Genomic DNA, 17,186 nt, shown 5'->3' on the forward strand with positions numbered 1-17,186 from the left:
TGTGGATAACCCAGGGGAGGGTGTGCCCGGTGCGGCCGCGTAGGTACGGTTCCGAGGCGGAGTCGACCGCATGGGATCTGGGAACGGGGCGGGAATGCAGTCATACGGGGACGAAACGCGGTCGGTGGCCGCGCTCTCGCTGCCCTCGCGGATCGTCATAGGCGTGGCGGCCTGCGCCGTCGCCGTCGCGGTTGCGATCCATCTCGCGATGATGTTTCTGCACGTCGCGCCATCGAACACGCTCAGCAAACAGCAGGGCGCCCTGATCAGCGACTACGTCTATCCCGAGTACGAGCAGAACTGGAAGCTGTTCGCGCCCAACCCCCTCCAGCAGAACATCGCGGTCCAGGTCCGCGCGCAGCTGCGCACTGAGGGCGGCGCCGCGCGGACCACCGGCTGGACCGATCTGACTGCCCGCGACGGCCAGGCCATCCGCCATAACCTGGTTCCCAGCCACACCCAGCAGAACCAGCTGCGCCGCGGCTGGGAACTCCTCGTCAACAGCCACGACGCGCAGAACCGCGCGGTCGGCCCGCGGGGCGTGCTGGCCGAGCGCTACATCCGGCGGATCGTGATGCTCCGGATGTCTCAGGAATGGACCGGCGGGGGCGCGCGCGTGGTGCAGATCCAGGTCCGTTCGCAGACGACGCCGGTCAGCCCGCCGCCGTGGAGCACCGAGAAGATCAGCGCCAAGCCCGTGTACCGCGTGCTGCCCTGGTGGCAGGTCACCGCAAAGGACCTGCCCGAGGGGGCGACGAACCAGTGACGTCACCTACGCCGCAGCAACCGCACAGCGCATCGCACGCACCACTGCCCCCGCACCTCACGGAGTCGACCGACGTGCCGCAGCAGGCGCAACAAGCCCAGCACGAGCAGCAGGCATCCCGGGGGCCCCAGGCGCCCCAGGAGACGCCCGCTCCCTACGAGGAGACCCGCATCGAGCGCGTGATCGGCCGTGGCTTCACGCGTGTCACCGGCCGGGCGATGGCCCCGTACCAGACCGCTGTGATCCGGATCGGCTTCGCGGCGACCTGGCTGCTGTTCCTGCTGCGCGAGTGGCCGCACCGCCAGACCCTCTACGGGCCCGACGGCCCCTGGAGCCTGGACATGGCGCGCCGCCTCCTGGACGCCAATCACGCCTTCTCCGCGCTGCTGTGGTCCGACGGGCGCGGCTGGTTCGAGGTCGTCTACTTCCTGGCCATCGCCGCCAGCGCGGCGCTGATGCTCGGCTGGCGCACCCGCACCATGTCGGTGCTCTTCATGGTGGGTGTGCTCTCGCTGCAGAACCGCAGCATCTTCATAGGGGACGGCGGCGACAACGTCATCCACCTGATGTCGATGTACCTCGTGTTGACCCGGTGCGGGCAGGTCTGGTCGCTGGACGCGCGCCGCGCGAAGCGGGCGGAGTCCGTCGACGGCGAGCGGCCGACCCGCGATCTGCCCGGCGTCGTGCTGTGGGCCGTGCTGGGCCTCGGCCTGGCCGTCGCCCAGCTGTCCGGCGGACACGGCCTGAACTGGTTCGAAAACGGCCCGTTCCCGCACGTCGGCTGGAGCCTGGTCCTGTGGGGTCTGTGGGTGACGCACGGCCTGTGGTGGGCGGTGCGGCGCTACGCCCCAGGGGAGCCGCGCATCGTCCTCGACACGCTCGCCAAGCTCGCCCACAACGGCGCAGTGCTGGTGATCATGGTCGAGGTCTGCCTGATCTACGCCACGGCCGGCTGGTACAAGATCCAGGGCACGCGCTGGCAGGACGGCACCGCGGTCTTCTACCCGATGCACCTGGACTACTTCTCGCCCTGGCCGGGGCTGTCCGACCTGCTCGGCAGCAACGGCCTGATGGTCATGGTGCTCACCTACGGCACCGTGATCGTCCAGGTCGCCTTCCCGTTCACGCTGTTCAACCGGCGTCTGAAGAACGTGCTGCTGGTCGTGATGATCTGCGAGCACCTCTCGATCGCGTTCCTGCTGGGGCTGCCGTTCTTCTCGCTCGCCATGATCGCGGCGGATGCGGTCTTCCTGCCGACGAACTTCCTGACCTGGCTCTCCGCACGCGTCGTGGGCCTGCGCAAACGGCTGTTCTCGCGCGGCGGCTCCCCCGGGGCGGGCACCGGATCCGGGGGCGGTGTGCCGCCGGCCCGTACCGAGCACGGCGGCGGTGGCCATACGCTCGTGGGGTGAGCAGTGAGAAAACCGCCCCCGCCGAGCCCCTCCAGTACGACGAGGGCTACGGGACGCAGATCGGCGTCGGTCCGCACCCGGAGCCCTGGCCGCAGGACGCCCGCTACGACCCCGAGCTGCTCGCGCACGGCGACCGCCGCAACGTCGTCGACCAGTACCGCTACTGGACGCGCGAGGCGATCGTCGCCGACCTGGACACCCGCCGCCATGACTTCCATGTGGCAGTGGAGAACTGGGGCCACGACTTCAACATCGGTTCGGTCGTCCGGACCGCGAACGCGTTCCTGGCCAAGGAGATCCATATCGTCGGGCAGCGCCGCTGGAACCGCCGCGGCGCGATGGTGACCGACCGCTACCAGCATGTCCGCCACCACCCGGACACGGCGGATCTCACCGCCTGGGCGGCGGCCGAGGAGCTGCCGATCATCGGGATCGACAATCTCCCCGGGTCCGTGCCGCTGGAGACGACCGAGCTGCCGCGCCGCTGTGTGCTGCTGTTCGGCCAGGAGGGGCCGGGGCTGACCGAGGAGGCGCGCCGGCACGCCTCGCAGGTCTGCTCGATCGCGCAGTTCGGCTCGACCCGCTCGATCAATGCGGGGGCGGCGGCCGCCATCGCGATGCACGCCTGGATCGGCCGCCATGCGCGGATCGAGGGCCCGGGAGCCGTCTGACGGGGACACGGGTCCTCCTGGGGCCCGGCGGAACGGACCGGGCCCCAAGGCCTGTCACGCCTGCCGCCGCACCTCCACCGTCCGGAAGCGGTTCGCCACGAACGCGCCGTCGCAGAGCGCCGCATTGGCCGCCGGGTTGCCCCCGGAGCCATGGAAGTCCGAGAACGCCGCGGTCTGGTTCACATAGACCCCGCCGGTCAGGTTCAGCGACAGCTGGGCGCACTCCTCCAGACAGGCCTGCTCCACCAGCTGCTCCACCTCGGCAGAGGTGGTGTACGCCCCGACCGTCATGGCTCCCTGGTCGCGGACCGTGCGCCGCAGCAGGTCCACCGCGTCGGCCGCGGAGTCGACGGCCACCGCGAAGGACACCGGGCCGAAGCACTCCGACAGATATGCCGCCTCGGAGTCCGGCTTGGCGCCGTCCAGCTTGACGATCACCGGTGTCCGTACCGTCGCCCCGGGGAACTCGGGGTTGGTCACCTCGCGGGAGGCCAGCGCCACCTCGCCCAGCCCGGAAGCGGCCTCGATCCGCTCCTTGACCTGCGGATTGACGATCGCGCCCAGCAGGGCGTTGGCGCGTGCGTCGTCGCCCAGCAGGCCGCTGACCGCGCCCGCGAGATCGCTGACCACCTCGTCGTACGACTTCGGTCCGGCGTCCGTGGTGATGCCGTCCCGGGGGATCAGCAGATTCTGCGGGGTGGTGCACATCTGGCCGCTGTAGAGCGACAGCGAGAAGGCCAGGTTGCTGAGCATGCCCTTGTAGTCGTCGGTGGACTCGATGACGACGGTGTTGACGCCGGCCTTCTCCGTGAAGACCTGCGCCTGCCGGGCGTGCGTCTCCAGCCAGTCGCCGAAGGCGGTCGAGCCGGTGTAGTCGATGATGCGGACCTCGGGGCGGACGGCCAGCGCCTTGGCCAGGCCCTCGCCCGGCTTGTCCACGGCCAGGCACACCAGGTCGGCGGGGAACCCGGCCTCGGTGAGCACCTCACGGGCCACCTCGACGGTCAGCGCCAGCGGCAGCACGGCCCGCGGATGCGGCTTGACCAGCACCGGGTTGCCGGTGGCCAGAGAGGCGAACAGGCCCGGATAGCCGTTCCAGGTCGGGAAGGTGTTGCAGCCGATCACCAGGGCGACACCACGCGGCACCGCCGTGAAGGACTTGGCCAGCTCCAGCGGCTCGCGCTTGCCCTGCGGCTTGGACCACGGCGCCTGCTCCGGGGTGCGGACCTGCTCGGCGTACGCATAGGCCACCGCCTCCAGGCCGCGATCCTGGGCGTGCGGCCCGCCGGCCTGGAACGCCATCATGAAGGCCTGGCCGCTGGTGTGCATCACGGCCTGCGCGAACTCATGGGTGCGCGCGCTGATCCGGGACAGGATCTCCAGACACACCGCCGCACGGGCCTCCGGGCCCGCGTCCCGCCAAGCCGGGATCGCGGCACGCATCGCCGGCAGCAGCACCTCCACATCCGGATGCGGATAGCTGATGCCCAACTCCGGGCCGTACGGTGAGACTTCCTGACCCGTCCAGTCGTCGGTTCCGGGCTGGTCGAGCTCGAACCGCTTGCCGCGCAGGGCCTCGAAAGCGGCCAGCCCGTCGCCGGCGGCGTTCTCGCCGTACGCCTTCGGGTGCTCGGGGTGCGGGGACCAGTAGGCGCGGGTGCGGATCGCTTCCAGCGTCTGGTCGAGGGTCGGGCGGTGCTTCTCGATCAACTGCGCTGCGGTCACTTCGGCGGTCATCGATGACCAACTCCTCGTCGAGCTGGGCGGAGAGTGGATGGGGACTGGGAGCGGACAAGGCAACAGAGTTAGAGTAACCGAACGATCGGTCGGGGCAAGAGGGTCCGGCCGGCCTGTGGAAAAGTCGGTCGGGGAGGATCAACTGGCATGACGGCAATCGCGACCAGCAGCACCGTGGCAGTAGTGGGGACCGGCACGATGGGGCAGGGCATCGCGCAGGTGGCGCTGGTCGCCGGCCATCGCGTACGCCTCTACGACGCCGCCCCCGGCCGTGCGGAGCAGGCCGCCGAGGCGATCGGGGGAAGGCTCGACCGGCTCGTCGAAAAGGGCCGGATTTCGGCGGACGAGCGGGACGCGGCCCGCGCGCGCCTCTCCCCCGCGGCCGCCCTTGCGGAGCTGGCCGACGCCGCGCTGGTCATCGAGGCGATCCTGGAGCAACTCCCCGCCAAACAGGAGCTGTTCACCGCTCTGGAGGACGTCGTGGCAGCGGACTGTCTGCTGGCCACCAACACGTCCTCGCTGTCCGTGACCGCGGTCGCGGGCCGGCTGCGGCACCCCGGCCGCTGTGTGGGCCTGCACTTCTTCAACCCCGCGCCGCTGCTCCCCCTGGTCGAGGTGATCAGCGGGTTCGCCACCGACGAGGCCGCCGCCACGGCCGCGTACGACACCGCCGCCGCCTGGGGCAAGAAGCCGGTGCGCTGCGCCGACACCCCCGGCTTCATCGTCAACCGCATCGCCCGCCCGTTCTACGCCGAGGCCCTGCGCGCCTACGAGGAGCGCGTCGCCGACCCCGCCACCATCGACGCCCTGCTGCGCGAGGGCGCCGGCTTCAAGATGGGCCCCTTCGAACTGACCGACCTCATCGGGCAGGACGTGAACGAGGCGGTCACCCACTCCGTGTGGACCGCCTTCTTCCAGGACCCGAAGTTCACCCCCTCGCTGGCGCAGCGCCGACTGGTGGAGTCCGGGCTGCACGGCCGCAAATCGGGGCGTGGATGGTTCGACTACGCCGAGGGGGCCCGCCGGCCCGAGCCGCAGACCGCCGCGCCCGCTCCCGCCCCGGCGGCCGTCGCGGTGCACGCCAAGCTGCCTGGCCCCGCCGCGGTGCTGCGGGAGCTGATCGAGGAGGCGGGCATCACCGTCACCCGCGACCGCACGCCGGGGGAGTCGGAGGGTTTCATCCGGCTGCCCGGTGGGGCGTGCCTGGCGCTGACCAACGGCTATCCGGCGACGAGCATCGTCTACGGCAAGTACATCCGCTTCGACCTCGCGCTCGACTACCGGTCCGCGACCCGGATCGCCCTCGCCGCCTCCCACGCCTGCTCCGAGGCGGATCTCGCGGAGGCCGTCGGGCTCTTCCAGGCGCTGGGCAAGCAGGTCAGCGTGATCGAGGACGTGCCCGGCATGATCGTCGCCCGGACGATCGCGATGATCGTCGACTTCGCCGTGGACGCCGCGGCCCGCGAGGTGGCGACCCCTGAGGACATCGACACGGCCATGCGGCTGGGCGTGAACTACCCCGGCGGCCCCATGGAGTGGGTCGAGCTGCTGGGCGCCCGATGGGTGTGGGATCTGCTGGACTCGATGCACCACCAGAACGCCGGCGGACGCTACGTACCGTCCTGGGCGCTGCGGCGCCGTGCGGACCTCGAGGAATAGGTGCTCTAATCATGACCATGGCCAAGCGCGACACCTACACGCCCGATTCGCTGCTCGCGGTCGCCGTCGAGGTGTTCATCGAGCGCGGCTACGACGGCACGTCCATGGAGCACCTCTCCAAGGCGGCCGGCATCTCGAAGTCCTCGATCTACCACCACGTGCGCAGCAAGGAAGAGCTGCTGCGCCGCGCCATAAGCCGCGCCCTGGACGGACTGTTCGGCGTGCTGGAGGAGCCGGGCGCCGGTCAGGGCCGTGCGATCGAGCGGCTGGAGTACGTCACCCGGCGCGTGGCCGAGGTGCTGATGGACGAACTCCCCTATGTGACGCTGCTGCTGAGGGTGCGCGGCAATACGGACACCGAGCGGTGGGCCATGGAGCGCCGCCGGGAGTTCGACCACGAGGTCGCCGACCTGCTCCAGCAGGCTGCGTCCGACGGTGACCTGCGGGACGACGTGGATATCCGGCTGGCGACCCGGCTGCTCTTCGGCATGATCAACTCGATTGTGGAGTGGTACCGGCCGGGGCGCCGGGGCGCGGTGAGCCGTGACGAGGTCGCCGAGGCCGTGGTGCGCACGGCGTTCGCAGGGCTGCGCAAGCCCTGACGGCGGCGGGCCTACCTACTCCTCTTCCGGCCCCAGGTCGGTCTCCTCGAAGACCAGCAGGGTGCGGGTGCTGAGCACCTCCGGTATCGACTGGATACGGGTGAGGACGAGCTCCCGCAGCTCGCGGTTGTCCTTCGTGTGCACCAGTAGAAGCACATCGAAATCGCCGCTGACCAGCGCGATGTGGGTGGCGCCCGGCAGCGCCGTGAGCTGCTTGCGCACGGTCCGCCAGGAATTCTGGACGATCTTCAGGGTGATATACGCCGAGGCGCCCTGGCCTGCCCTCTCCTGGTCGACGAGGGCGCTGAAGCCGCGGATCACCCCGTCGTCGATCAGCCGGTTGATCCGCGCGTAGGCGTTGGCGCGCGAGACGTGCACGCGCTCGGCGACGGAGCGTATCGAGGCCCGGCCGTCGTTCTGCAGCATGCGCAGGATCGAGCGGTCGATGGTGTCCAGCGGGCGTGCGGCCGGCGATGACGGGGCGGGTGCCGCCGGCGGCAGCCCGCCGGTGTGGGCCATCTGTTCGTCCGGCATATGGTCCCGCCTCCCCTTTGTGGACGCCCTGTCTTCATCTCAAGCTGTGGAGAACCGTTTGTCCACAGGCTTGACCCGCCTGTAGCCAAATTGCACTGGCGACCGAACAATCGGTAGGGAAGGGCGCACCCGCCCCGACCAGTTCCATCCTGCCCATCAGCCGTCCGCCCACCACCCACATGAGGCGCATCGCGCCACCCCTTCGATCCGAGGAGGTGCTCGACATGACGGTCCTCGAGCAGCCCGGCAGCAGCAGGAACAAAAGCAGCCTGGCCGGCCCGCCGCCCGCCTGGCGCCCCCGCGTCGATCCCGCGCCCCTCCTGCCCGACGAGGAGCCGTACCGCATCCTGGGGACGGACGCGGCGGCCCGGCTCGACTCCGGACTTCTCACCCGGCTGTACGCCCAGCTGGTGCGCGGCCGCCGCTACAACGCCCAGGCCACGGCCCTGACCCGGCAGGGACGCCTGGCGGTCTACCCGTCCTCCACCGGACAGGAGGCCTGCGAGGTCGCCGCCGCGCTGGCGCTCGAAGACCGCGACTGGCTCTTCCCCAGCTACCGCGACACCCTGGCGGCGGTGGCTCGCGGCCTGGACCCCGTACAGGCGCTCACGCTGCTGCGCGGCGACTGGCACAACGGCTACGACCCGCATGAACACCGCATCGCCCCGCTGTGCACCCCCCTGGCCACCCAGCTCCCGCACGCCGTCGGCCTGGCGCACGCCGCCCGCCTCAAGGGCGACGACGTGGTGGCACTGGCGATGGTCGGCGACGGCGGTACGAGCGAGGGCGACTTCCACGAGGCGCTGAACTTCGCGGCGATCTGGCAGGCGCCGGTCGTCTTCCTCGTCCAGAACAACGGCTTCGCGATCTCCGTGCCGCTCGCCAAGCAGACCGCCGCGCCGTCGCTCGCCCACAAGGCGGTCGGATACGGCATGCCGGGCCGCCTGGTCGACGGCAACGACGCGCCCGCGATGCACGAGGTGCTCACCGAGGCCGTGCAGCGCGCCCGCCGGGGCGGCGGCCCCACCCTGGTCGAGGCCGTCACCTACCGCATCGAGGCCCACACCAACGCCGACGACGCCACCCGCTACCGCACCGACGCCGAGGTCGAGACCTGGAAGGCGCACGACCCGATAGCCCTTCTGGAGCACGAGTTGGCGGCTCGCGATCTGCTGACCGACGCCTTCGTCGGCACCACCCGGGAGAGCGCCGAGCAGATGGCGGCCGATCTGCGCGACGGGATGAACGCCGACCCGGAGCTGGACCCGATGGACCTGTTCCACCACGTATTCGCCGAGCAGACCAGCCAACTGCGCGCGCAGGCGGCACAGTTGCGTGCCGAGCTGGATGCCGAGGCCGCCGGAGAAACCGAGGACGCAGCGGGCACCGAAGGGTCCGCCAAGGAGGCCAGGCCATGACGACCACCGCTCCGGCGACCGCGCGCAAGCCCGCCACCATGGCGCAGGCGCTGACCCGTGCGCTGCACGACGCCATGGCCGAGGACCCGTCCGTCCATGTCATGGGCGAGGACGTCGGCGCCCTGGGCGGAGTTTTCCGGGTCACCGACGGCCTGGCCAAGGAGTTCGGCGAGGACCGCTGCACGGACACCGCGCTCGCCGAGGCCGGCATCCTGGGCACCGCCGTCGGCATGGCGATGTACGGCCTGCGACCGGTCGTCGAGATGCAGTTCGACGCGTTCGCCTACCCGGCGTTCGAGCAGCTGATCAGCCATGTCGCCCGGATGCGCAACCGCACCCGCGGCGCGCTGCCGATGCCGCTGACCATCCGCGTCCCCTACGGCGGCGGGATCGGCGGCGTCGAGCACCACAGCGACTCCTCCGAGGCGTACTACCTCGCCACCCCCGGACTCCAGGTCGTCACCCCGGCGACCGTCGAGGACGCCTACGGGCTGCTGCGCGCCGCCATCGCCTCCGACGACCCGGTCGTCTTCCTGGAGCCCAAGCGGCTCTACTGGTCCAAGGCCGACTGGTCGCCCGACGCCCCCGCCCCGGTCGCCCCGCTGGGACGGGCCGAGGTCCGGCGCCGCGGCAGCAGCGCCACCCTGATCACCTACGGCCCGTCGCTCCCGGTCTGCCTGGAGGCCGCCGAGGCCGCGCGCGCCGAGGGCTGGGACCTGGAAGTGGTCGATCTGCGCTCGCTGATGCCGTTCGACGACGACACGGTCTGCGCGTCGGTGCGGCGCACCGGACGGGCCGTGATCGTCCATGAGTCCAACGGGTTCGGCGGTCCCGGAGGGGAGATCGCCGCACGGATCACCGAACGCTGCTTCCACCACCTGGAGGCGCCGGTGCTGCGCGTCGCCGGCTTCGACATCCCCTATCCGCCGCCGATGCTGGAGCGGCATCACCTGCCGGGCGTGGACCGGATTCTGGACACCGTCGCCCGCCTCCAGTGGGAGTCGGAGTGGACCGAGGGACGTGGTGAGTGATGGCCGTGGTCCGCGAATTCACCCTGCCCGACCTGGGGGAGGGCCTCACCGAGGCGACGATCGTGCAATGGCTGGTCGAGGTCGGTGAGGTGGTGGCCATCGACCAGCCGGTGGTGGAGGTCGAGACCGCCAAGGCGATGGTGGAGGTGCCCTGCCCGTATGGCGGCGTGGTGACCGCCCGCTTCGGTGAGGAGGGCGCCGAAGTCCCGGTGGGCGCGGCGCTGGTGACGGTCGCGGTGGGCGCGGTGCCGGACGATCTGGCCGGCAGCGGTCCCAAGGAGGCACCATCGGCTTCCGGTGCGCCCGCGGGCGGGACCGGCGCTCCCCCGGCGGATCCGGCGGATGCGGGGTCGGGGAACGTGCTCGTCGGATACGGCACGAGCGCGGCGGCGGCGCGGCGGCGCCGTATCCGGCCAGGGGGCGAAGCGGGCCCCGCGGCCGGAGTGCCGCAGCCGCCGCGAGAGGCCGCGGCCGGGGCGGAGGCCTTCGGCGGGCAGACTGCCGGGCAAGCCCGGGTCGCTGGTGCGCACGGCCCGGCCGAGGCCGGTGCGGTGGCTGCCGGGAGCGGCTCGGTGGCCGTCATCTCTCCGCTGGTGCGCCGGATGGCGCGGGAGAACGGCGTGGATCTGCGGGAGGTGACGGGATCCGGGCGGGACGGCCTGATTCTCCGTACCGACGTCGAGTGCGCGATCCGGGCGCGGGAGACGGCCGCTGCCGAGGTGACGGGCGTGACGGCGGGCGCGAGGGCCGCCGGGCCCGCCACGGCCGGCGAGGAGCGGATCCCGCTGCGGGGGATGCTCGGTGCGGCCGCCGAGAAGTTCAGCCGCAGCCGCCGGGAGATCCCGGAGGCGACCTGCTGGGTGGACGCCGATGCCACCGAACTCCTCACCGCCCGCAGGGCGATGAATGTTCCGGGCGCTCCCAAGGTGTCGCTGCTCGCCCTGCTGGCCCGGATCACCACGGCCGCGCTCGCACGGTTCCCCCAGCTCAACGCCACCGTCGACACCAGGACCCAGGAGATCGTCCGGCTGCCCGCGGTCCATCTGGGTTTCGCGGCGCAGACCGACCGCGGTCTGGTGGTGCCGGTCGTGCGGGACGCCCAGGCCCGTACGGTCGAGGAGCTGTCCGCCGAGATCGCCCGGCTCACGGAAACGGCCAGGTCCGGCGGGCTGACCCTGGCCGAGCTGACACACGGCACGTTCACCCTCAACAACTACGGCGTCTTCGGCGTCGACGGCTCCACGCCGATCATCAACCACCCGGAGGCGGCGATGCTCGGCATCGGCCGGATAGTCGCCAAACCCTGGGTGCACGAAGGCGAGTTGGCCGTCCGGCAGGTCGTCCAGCTCTCGCTCACCTTCGATCACCGGGTGTGCGACGGCGGCACGGCCGGCGGCTTCCTGCGCTTCGTGGCCGACTGCGTCGAGCAGCCCGCCGTGCTGCTGCGGGGTCTGTGACCAGGGCTCGCACAGCGGTGGCCGGGGCGGGGACGGCCGCGGCCGCCGCGGCGGAGCCGACAGCCGTGAGACGTACGACACCGGTGTGATCGTGGTGCCCCTTGGCGATACTCAGGGGGTGAGCGACCACACCGACCACGACGCCATCGTCCTGGCCGGAGGCGCGGCCCGGCGGCTCGGCGGGGCGGACAAACCCGCCCTGTCCGTCGGCGGCCGCCCCCTCCTGGACCGGGTGATCGCCGCCTGCCCCGATGCGGCGATCACGGTCGTCGTCGGCCCCGGCCGCCCGACCGCCCGCGCCGTGGTCCGGGCCCTGGAGGACCCGCCGGGCGGCGGCCCGCTCGCCGCGCTGGACGCCGGCCTGCGGCACACCACCGCTCCGACGGTGGTCGTCCTCTCCGCCGATCTGCCGTTCCTGACCGCCGCGACCGTACGCGGCCTCCTGGCGGCGGCGACGCGCACGGCGGGCGGCGGCGGGCCGGACGGCGCCGTCGCGCCCCCTGACGGAGCGATGCTCAAGGACACCACCGGGCGGGACCAGCCGCTGGTGGCCGCCTACCGGGCCGCGTCGCTGCGCCGTGAGCTGGCGCGGGTACGGGCCGAGCACGGCACCCTGGCCGGTCTGCCGCTGCGCGCCGTGGTCGGCCGGCTGACGCTGGCGCGGGTCCCCGACGCCACCTCCACGGCCTCCTTCGACTGCGACACCTGGGAAGACGTCAGCGCGGCACGCGCCCGCATCAGGGAGCATGGACACGTGTTGGACGAATGGATCACCGCAGTCAAGGCCGAACTGGGCATCGAGCTCGATGTCGACACGGCGGCGCTTCTCGACCTCGCTCGGGACGCCGCACATGGCGTGGCCCGCCCGGCTGCGCCGCTGACGACCTTCCTGATCGGTTATGCCGCGGGCCGGCAGGGCCGGGATGTGAAGGAGCTGTCCGACCGGGCCGCCGCGCTGGCCGGCCGCTGGGCGGCGGAGACCGAGCGGTCCGGAGGCGCTGCCGGGTCCGGCGGCGCCGCGGGGAGCGAAGCGAAGCCCGCCGAATGACCGACGTGGAGGGCGGCGCGGAGCCCGGCGGCGTGCTGCGCGCGCAGGCCGGAGGCGGGCACGGCGACCCGTTCGACGATGCGCTCGCGCTGGTCAACGGCGTCCGCGCAGCGGGGGCGGCGAACGCACGGGCCACCGGCGACGGCGCGGGCACCCCGCCCGACGACGCCCGCGCATCCGCCGCCAAGGGGCGCGGCACCGGCGGAGACCACCACCGCGGTCCGGCCGGCCCCGAGGAGCCGGCACCCCGACGTACACCGGGCGACCTGCCCTGGGACACCGCCCGCCGGATCGCCGCGCACGCCGTGTCCGGCCCGCTCCCGCCCACCACGACGGCGCTCGGCGCCGCGCTGGGCCGTACGCTCGCCGCGCCGCTGGCCGCGCTCACCGATCTGCCGTCGTTCGACACCTCGGCGATGGACGGCTGGGCGGTCTCCGGCCCCGGGCCCTGGCGCGTCGACCACCCCGCCGACGAGGCCTCAACCGGCTCGCATCACGGAATCCTCGCAGGTCATGCCCCCATCGAGGCGCTTCCCGACGGCCATGCCATCCCGATCGCGACCGGCGCGCGCATCCCGGCCGGCGCCACCGCGGTGCTGCGCAGCGAGCACGGCGAGGTCCGCCGGCTGGGCGACGGCGGGCTGCGGCTGTACGCGCCCCGGCCCGCGCCGCCCGGCCAGGACATCCGCCCCCGAGGCCAGGAGTGCCGCCGCGGCGACCAACTCCTGCCCGCCGGGGCCCTGGTCACCCCGGCCGTCCTCGGCCTGGCCGCGGCCGCCGGCTACGACGAACTGACCACCTACCCCCGGCCCCGGGCCGAAGTCCTCGTCCTGGGTGATGAGTTGCTGGAGAGCGGACTGCCCCGGGAGGGCCGGATCCGGGACGCGCTCGGCCCGATGCTCGCCCCCTGGCTGCGTGCGCTGGGCGTCGAGGCGGCCGCGCCGCGCCATCTCGCCGATGACGCCGACGCGCTGTCCGCGGCCATCGCCGAGTCCACCGCCGATGTGGTGATCACCACCGGCGGCACCGCGTCCGGCCCGGTCGACCATCTGCACCCCGCGCTGCGCGGCCTGGGCGCCGAGCTGCTGGTGGACGGCGTGGCGGTACGCCCCGGCCACCCCATGCTGCTCGCCCGGCTCGCCCCGCGGCGGCACCTCGTCGGCCTGCCCGGCAACCCCCTGGCCGCCGTCTCCGGTCTGTGCACGCTCGCCGAGCCGCTGCTGCGGACGCTCTCCGGCCGCCGGCCGGCGGCCACGTACCGTACGCCGGTGAGCGCCGCCGTCCAGGGGCATCCGCGGGACACCCGCCTCGTTCCGGTCGTCTACCGCGACGACGCACACCGGGGCCTGCTGGTGGAGCCGCTGCGTTTCCACGGCCCCGCCATGCTGCGCGGGATCGCCGCCGCCGAGGCGCTGGCCGTCGTCCCACCCGGTGGCGCGGAGTCCGGCAGCGAACTCGGACTGCTGGAACTTCCCTGGTCGACGGACTGGTCGGCCGACTCGACGACGGACCGGACCGACCTCGGCGCCCCGCACGAACCCACTGGAGGCACCGCGTGAAGCTGCCGTCCCACGACGCCGCGGCGCGCGAGGTGCCCGAGGACCGCTCCCATCGGGTGGTGCTGCCGCGCCGCGCCCCCAAGGCGCCGCTGCGGCAGGTCGCCCGCCGTCTGCTGATGGCGCTGGTCGTCCTGCTCGCGACGGTCTTCATCGTCTGGATGGACCGCGCGGAGTACCACGACAACGCCAACGGCACGGTCGATCTGCTCGACTGCTTCTACTACGCGACCGTCACGCTCTCCACCACGGGCTACGGCGACATCGTCCCGTACGGCGACAGCGCGCGGCTGCTGAACATCCTGCTCATCACGCCGCTGCGGGTGATCTTCCTGATCATCCTCGTCGGCACCACACTGGAGGTGCTGACCGAGCGCACCCGCGAGCAGTGGCAATTGAAACGCTGGAGAAACACCTTGCGCGACCACACCGTCATCGTCGGCTTCGGGACCAAGGGCCGCTCCGCCGTCCAGACCCTCCGTGCGACGGGGCTGAGCCGCGACCGCATCGTCATCGTCGACCCCAGCTCCAAGGTGATCGAGGCGGCGGTGGCCGAGGGCTTCGCCGGGGTGGTCGGCGACGCGACCCGCAGCGATGTGCTGATGCGGGCCGAGATCCAGCGCGCGCACCAGGTCGTCATCGCCACCCAGCGCGATGACACCGCCGTGCTGGTGTCCTTGACCGCGCGTCAGCTCAACAAGAAGGCCAATATCGTCGCGGCGGTGCGGGAGGAGGAGAACGCCCCGCTGCTGCGCCAGTCCGGCGCCGACGCCGTGATCACCTCGGCCAGCGCGGCCGGCCGGCTGCTGGGCCTGTCCGTCCACAGCCCCAGCGCGGGCACCGTCATGGAGGACCTGATCCAGCAGGGCAGCGGCCTGGACCTGGTCGAACGCCCCGTGGTGAAGGCCGAGGTCGGCAAGTCGGTACGGGAGACCGACGACCTGGTCGTGTCCGTGCTGCGCGGCCACCGGCTCCTGGGATACGACGATCCGGAGGCGAGCCCGCTGCAGAGCACGGACCGCCTGATCACCATCGTCCGCGCGGCGCCGACGGAGGAGCCGGACCTGCCCGGCAAGCAGACCATGAAGCCGACGCTCCCCGGTACCAGCGTCTCCCCGATGCGCCGGGTGGATGAATAACCGGACTCCGTGGGCGGGTGGGAGGCCGCCCCGGCGGTAGCCGGCGGCCCCCGCACCGTCGCTCCGCGCGCGGACGGCGAGTAGCCTCGCGCCCATGCGAGCGATCACTATCCCGGAGCCCGGTGGCCCCGAAGCACTTGTCTGGGCGGAAGTGCCCGATCCGCTGCCCGCCGAGGGCGAGGTCCTGATCGAGGTCGCGGCCAGCGCCGTGAACCGCGCCGATCTGCTGCAGCGTCAGGGCTTCTACGACCCGCCACCCGGCTCCTCCCCGTACCCCGGGCTGGAGTGCTCGGGGCGGATCGTCGCGATCGGCCCCGGCGTGCACGGCTGGGCCGTCGGCGACGAGGTGTGCGCGCTGCTGGCGGGCGGCGGCTACGCGGAGAAGGTCGCCGTACCGGCCGGCCAGGTACTGCCGCTGCCGACCGGCCTGGACCTGGTCACCGCCGCCGCGCTGCCCGAGGTGACCTGCACGGTCTGGTCGAACGTCTTCATGATCGCCCACCTGCGGCCCGGTGAGACGCTGCTGGTCCATGGCGGCGCCAGCGGCATCGGCACGATGGCGATCCAGCTCGCCAAGGCGGTCGGCGCGCGGGTGGCGGTCACCGCCGGCGGCCCCGAGAAGCTCGCCCGCTGCGCCGAGCTGGGCGCGGACATCCTCATCGACTACCGCGAGCAGGACTTCGTCCAGGAGATCCGCAAGGCCACCGACGGCAAGGGCGCGGACGTCATCCTCGACATCATCGGCGCGAAGTATCTGCAGCGGAACGTCAAGGCGCTGGCCGTCAGCGGACGACTGGCGATCATCGGGCTGCAGGGCGGGGTGAAGGCGGAGCTGAATCTCGCCGCACTGATGGCCAAGCGCGCCGCGATCACCGGCGCCGGACTGCGGGCCCGCCCGCTGAACGAGAAGGCGGCCATCGTCGCCGCCGTGCGGGAGCATGTCTGGCCGCTGATCGGCAATGGCCAGGTCCGCGCGATCGTGGACCGGACGCTTCCGATGGCGGAGGCCGCCGAGGCGCACCGCGTCGTGGACGCGAGCGTGCACGTGGGGAAGGTCGTGCTGACGGTCTGAGCCGTCGCCGCCCGCCGCCTGCGCCCGCCCCTCCCGCACGGCGGCGGCTCCCCCCGCAGACAGTCTCGAGATGCCGTGAATCTGATCACATGTGACGCTGGGCAGGTCACCCGACGGCTCGGCACGGGAGGGGCACTGTGGTCGCTCCAGGTTTCCGATCGCGCATCGCCACCGGTCTGTTGGTCGCCGCCGTCGTCCTGCCCGTCCCGGCGGGGACCACCCCCGCGGCGGCCTCGGACCGGCAGGCCACACCGGCCGACCACCCCCCGAAGCTCGCCCACCCGGGCGATCTGCCCGACGACTACGTATCCGAAATGCTCGGCCCCGAGGACTTCGGACCCGAGGATTTCGCGCCCGGCGACCACCTGAGCGATCTCTCGTTGTCCCACGGGAGAAGCGGAGCGAGCCGTGGCCACGCCGGGCACCCGGGGGCCGCGATGCGCTTTCCCGAGCTGCCGGACGACTTCCCCCGTCTGCCGGACTTCCTGGCGGCGATCCCGCACCTGCCGTCGCACCACCACTTCGGGTACGGACGGTGGCGACACTACCTGCATCACCCGTTCGGGCCCGGTTTCGCGGTACCGGACCTGCCGCGCTTCGCCCCCTTCCGCGGCGACGAAGAGTCCCCGCGCTCCGGCGGCCACCGGTCCGCCCGACCGGCGGGCCCGCGGAGCAGTGACCGAGCCCACGCCCGCCCCGGCCGGCACGCTCCGTCGCCGAAGCGCCGTACGCGTGCGGCGTCCGAACCCCGTGCCGGCTCCCCCTCGGCCCGGCCCTCGCCCCCGCGGCACAAGGCCCCGGAGCGGCCGAGCGAGCGCCGTTACGAGGCGTTCTCGCCGCACCCCAAGCCGACCGCCCGGCAGAAGAACGGGACCCCCATGCCGGGAAGTACGGATGACGAGTCGGGCGCGACGGCGAGCCCGTACGCGCTGGAGGCCCCGCAGGCACCGGTCGAGCGGGTTCTCCCGATGGGCGCCGGCCTTGCGCTGACCGGCCTGGGCCTGGCCTTTCTCGGCCTGCGCCTGCGCCGGCGCTGATCTTGCTCCGTTTCACGTGAAACAGAGCGCTCCTTCGGAACGTTTCA

The 17,186-nt window shown here is 72.5% G+C and carries 15 protein-coding genes; 13 read left to right on the top strand and 2 right to left on the bottom strand.

The annotated features are described in order from the left end of the window. The first annotated feature begins 94 nt into the window (after positions 1–94). The 3 genes from ACZ5XZ_RS10050 to ACZ5XZ_RS10060 are packed head-to-tail and all read left to right on the top strand — an operon-like array spanning position 95 to position 2,849. Positions 95–766: a DUF5819 family protein gene (locus tag ACZ5XZ_RS10050; RefSeq protein ID WP_468976050.1), complete on the top strand. Its 672-nt coding sequence runs from the start codon at positions 95–97 to the stop codon at positions 764–766. Beyond that, positions 763–2,178, top strand: a complete 1,416-nt coding sequence (locus ACZ5XZ_RS10055) for an HTTM domain-containing protein (RefSeq protein WP_468976052.1) — start codon at positions 763–765, stop codon at positions 2,176–2,178. Before ACZ5XZ_RS10050 ends, ACZ5XZ_RS10055 begins: the two co-directional genes overlap by 4 nt. Further along, positions 2,175–2,849 carry a TrmH family RNA methyltransferase gene (locus ACZ5XZ_RS10060; RefSeq protein ID WP_399145894.1) on the top strand — a complete coding sequence of 225 codons (675 nt, stop codon included), beginning with the start codon at positions 2,175–2,177 and terminating at the stop codon, positions 2,847–2,849. Before ACZ5XZ_RS10055 ends, ACZ5XZ_RS10060 begins: the two co-directional genes overlap by 4 nt. Before the next feature lie 54 nt (positions 2,850–2,903). On the opposite strand, the gene paaN is transcribed toward ACZ5XZ_RS10060, so the two are convergent. Further along, on the bottom strand, positions 2,904–4,586 hold the full coding sequence (paaN, locus tag ACZ5XZ_RS10065; protein ID WP_468976054.1) for a phenylacetic acid degradation protein PaaN: 1,683 nt from the start codon (positions 4,584–4,586) through the stop codon (positions 2,904–2,906). A 147-nt stretch (positions 4,587–4,733) separates the two neighbouring features. On the opposite strand from paaN, the gene ACZ5XZ_RS10070 reads away from it, so the two are divergent. After that, positions 4,734–6,245, top strand: coding sequence for a 3-hydroxyacyl-CoA dehydrogenase (locus tag ACZ5XZ_RS10070; RefSeq protein ID WP_468976056.1), 1,512 nt, complete (start codon positions 4,734–4,736; stop codon positions 6,243–6,245). A gap of 11 nt (positions 6,246–6,256) precedes the next feature. Beyond that, entirely contained in the window at positions 6,257–6,847 is a 591-nt protein-coding gene (locus ACZ5XZ_RS10075; RefSeq protein WP_468976058.1) for a TetR/AcrR family transcriptional regulator, read from the top strand. Positions 6,848–6,862: 15 nt separating this feature from the next. Here the strand turns inward: ACZ5XZ_RS10075 and ACZ5XZ_RS10080 are convergent, their stop codons facing one another. Next, on the bottom strand, positions 6,863–7,381 hold the full coding sequence (locus tag ACZ5XZ_RS10080) for an Lrp/AsnC family transcriptional regulator (protein WP_468976060.1): 519 nt from the start codon (positions 7,379–7,381) through the stop codon (positions 6,863–6,865). 224 nt (positions 7,382–7,605) lie between these two features. Here ACZ5XZ_RS10080 and pdhA point away from each other — a divergent pair, with 224 nt between their 5' ends. From pdhA to ACZ5XZ_RS10120, 8 genes are all read left to right on the top strand, one after another. Continuing rightward, positions 7,606–8,799 carry a pyruvate dehydrogenase (acetyl-transferring) E1 component subunit alpha gene (gene pdhA, locus ACZ5XZ_RS10085; RefSeq protein ID WP_468976061.1) on the top strand — a complete coding sequence of 398 codons (1,194 nt, stop codon included), beginning with the start codon at positions 7,606–7,608 and terminating at the stop codon, positions 8,797–8,799. Next, on the top strand, positions 8,796–9,830 hold the full coding sequence (locus ACZ5XZ_RS10090; RefSeq protein ID WP_468976063.1) for an alpha-ketoacid dehydrogenase subunit beta: 1,035 nt from the start codon (positions 8,796–8,798) through the stop codon (positions 9,828–9,830). Before pdhA ends, ACZ5XZ_RS10090 begins: the two co-directional genes overlap by 4 nt. Beyond that, positions 9,830–11,287 (top strand): dihydrolipoamide acetyltransferase family protein, encoded by a 1,458-nt coding sequence (locus ACZ5XZ_RS10095; RefSeq protein WP_468976066.1) that lies wholly within the window; start codon positions 9,830–9,832, stop codon positions 11,285–11,287. Before ACZ5XZ_RS10090 ends, ACZ5XZ_RS10095 begins: the two co-directional genes overlap by 1 nt. Positions 11,288–11,405: 118 nt before the next feature. Continuing rightward, positions 11,406–12,335: a DUF6457 domain-containing protein gene (locus ACZ5XZ_RS10100; RefSeq protein ID WP_468976068.1), complete on the top strand. Its 930-nt coding sequence runs from the start codon at positions 11,406–11,408 to the stop codon at positions 12,333–12,335. Further along, entirely contained in the window at positions 12,332–13,894 is a 1,563-nt protein-coding gene (locus ACZ5XZ_RS10105; RefSeq protein ID WP_468976071.1) for a molybdopterin molybdotransferase MoeA, read from the top strand. Before ACZ5XZ_RS10100 ends, ACZ5XZ_RS10105 begins: the two co-directional genes overlap by 4 nt. Then, on the top strand, positions 13,891–15,030 hold the full coding sequence (locus ACZ5XZ_RS10110) for a potassium channel family protein (RefSeq protein ID WP_468976072.1): 1,140 nt from the start codon (positions 13,891–13,893) through the stop codon (positions 15,028–15,030). The genes ACZ5XZ_RS10105 and ACZ5XZ_RS10110 overlap by 4 nt, the downstream gene beginning before the upstream one ends. Before the next feature lie 94 nt (positions 15,031–15,124). Beyond that, positions 15,125–16,102 carry an NAD(P)H-quinone oxidoreductase gene (locus ACZ5XZ_RS10115; protein WP_384484635.1) on the top strand — a complete coding sequence of 326 codons (978 nt, stop codon included), beginning with the start codon at positions 15,125–15,127 and terminating at the stop codon, positions 16,100–16,102. 137 nt (positions 16,103–16,239) lie between these two features. Continuing rightward, positions 16,240–17,139 carry a hypothetical protein gene (locus ACZ5XZ_RS10120; protein WP_468976074.1) on the top strand — a complete coding sequence of 300 codons (900 nt, stop codon included), beginning with the start codon at positions 16,240–16,242 and terminating at the stop codon, positions 17,137–17,139. The last annotated feature ends 47 nt before the right edge of the window (positions 17,140–17,186 follow it).

The sequence above is a fragment of the Streptomyces sp. NPDC033270 genome (genome assembly GCF_055576575.1).

What these genes read in the sequence shown, in the direction of transcription:
- ACZ5XZ_RS10050 (WP_468976050.1), top strand. Translation starts at nt 95, where the DNA reads ATGCAGTCATACGGGGACGAAACGCGGTCGGTGGCCGCGCTCTCGCTG.
- paaN (WP_468976054.1), bottom strand. Translation starts at nt 4,586, where the DNA reads ATGACCGCCGAAGTGACCGCAGCGCAGTTGATCGAGAAGCACCGCCCG.
- ACZ5XZ_RS10070 (WP_468976056.1), top strand. Translation starts at nt 4,734, where the DNA reads ATGACGGCAATCGCGACCAGCAGCACCGTGGCAGTAGTGGGGACCGGC.
- ACZ5XZ_RS10075 (WP_468976058.1), top strand. Translation starts at nt 6,257, where the DNA reads ATGACCATGGCCAAGCGCGACACCTACACGCCCGATTCGCTGCTCGCG.
- ACZ5XZ_RS10080 (WP_468976060.1), bottom strand. Translation starts at nt 7,381, where the DNA reads ATGCCGGACGAACAGATGGCCCACACCGGCGGGCTGCCGCCGGCGGCA.
- pdhA (WP_468976061.1), top strand. Translation starts at nt 7,606, where the DNA reads ATGACGGTCCTCGAGCAGCCCGGCAGCAGCAGGAACAAAAGCAGCCTG.
- ACZ5XZ_RS10090 (WP_468976063.1), top strand. Translation starts at nt 8,796, where the DNA reads ATGACGACCACCGCTCCGGCGACCGCGCGCAAGCCCGCCACCATGGCG.
- ACZ5XZ_RS10095 (WP_468976066.1), top strand. Translation starts at nt 9,830, where the DNA reads ATGGCCGTGGTCCGCGAATTCACCCTGCCCGACCTGGGGGAGGGCCTC.
- ACZ5XZ_RS10105 (WP_468976071.1), top strand. Translation starts at nt 12,332, where the DNA reads ATGACCGACGTGGAGGGCGGCGCGGAGCCCGGCGGCGTGCTGCGCGCG.
- ACZ5XZ_RS10115 (WP_384484635.1), top strand. Translation starts at nt 15,125, where the DNA reads ATGCGAGCGATCACTATCCCGGAGCCCGGTGGCCCCGAAGCACTTGTC.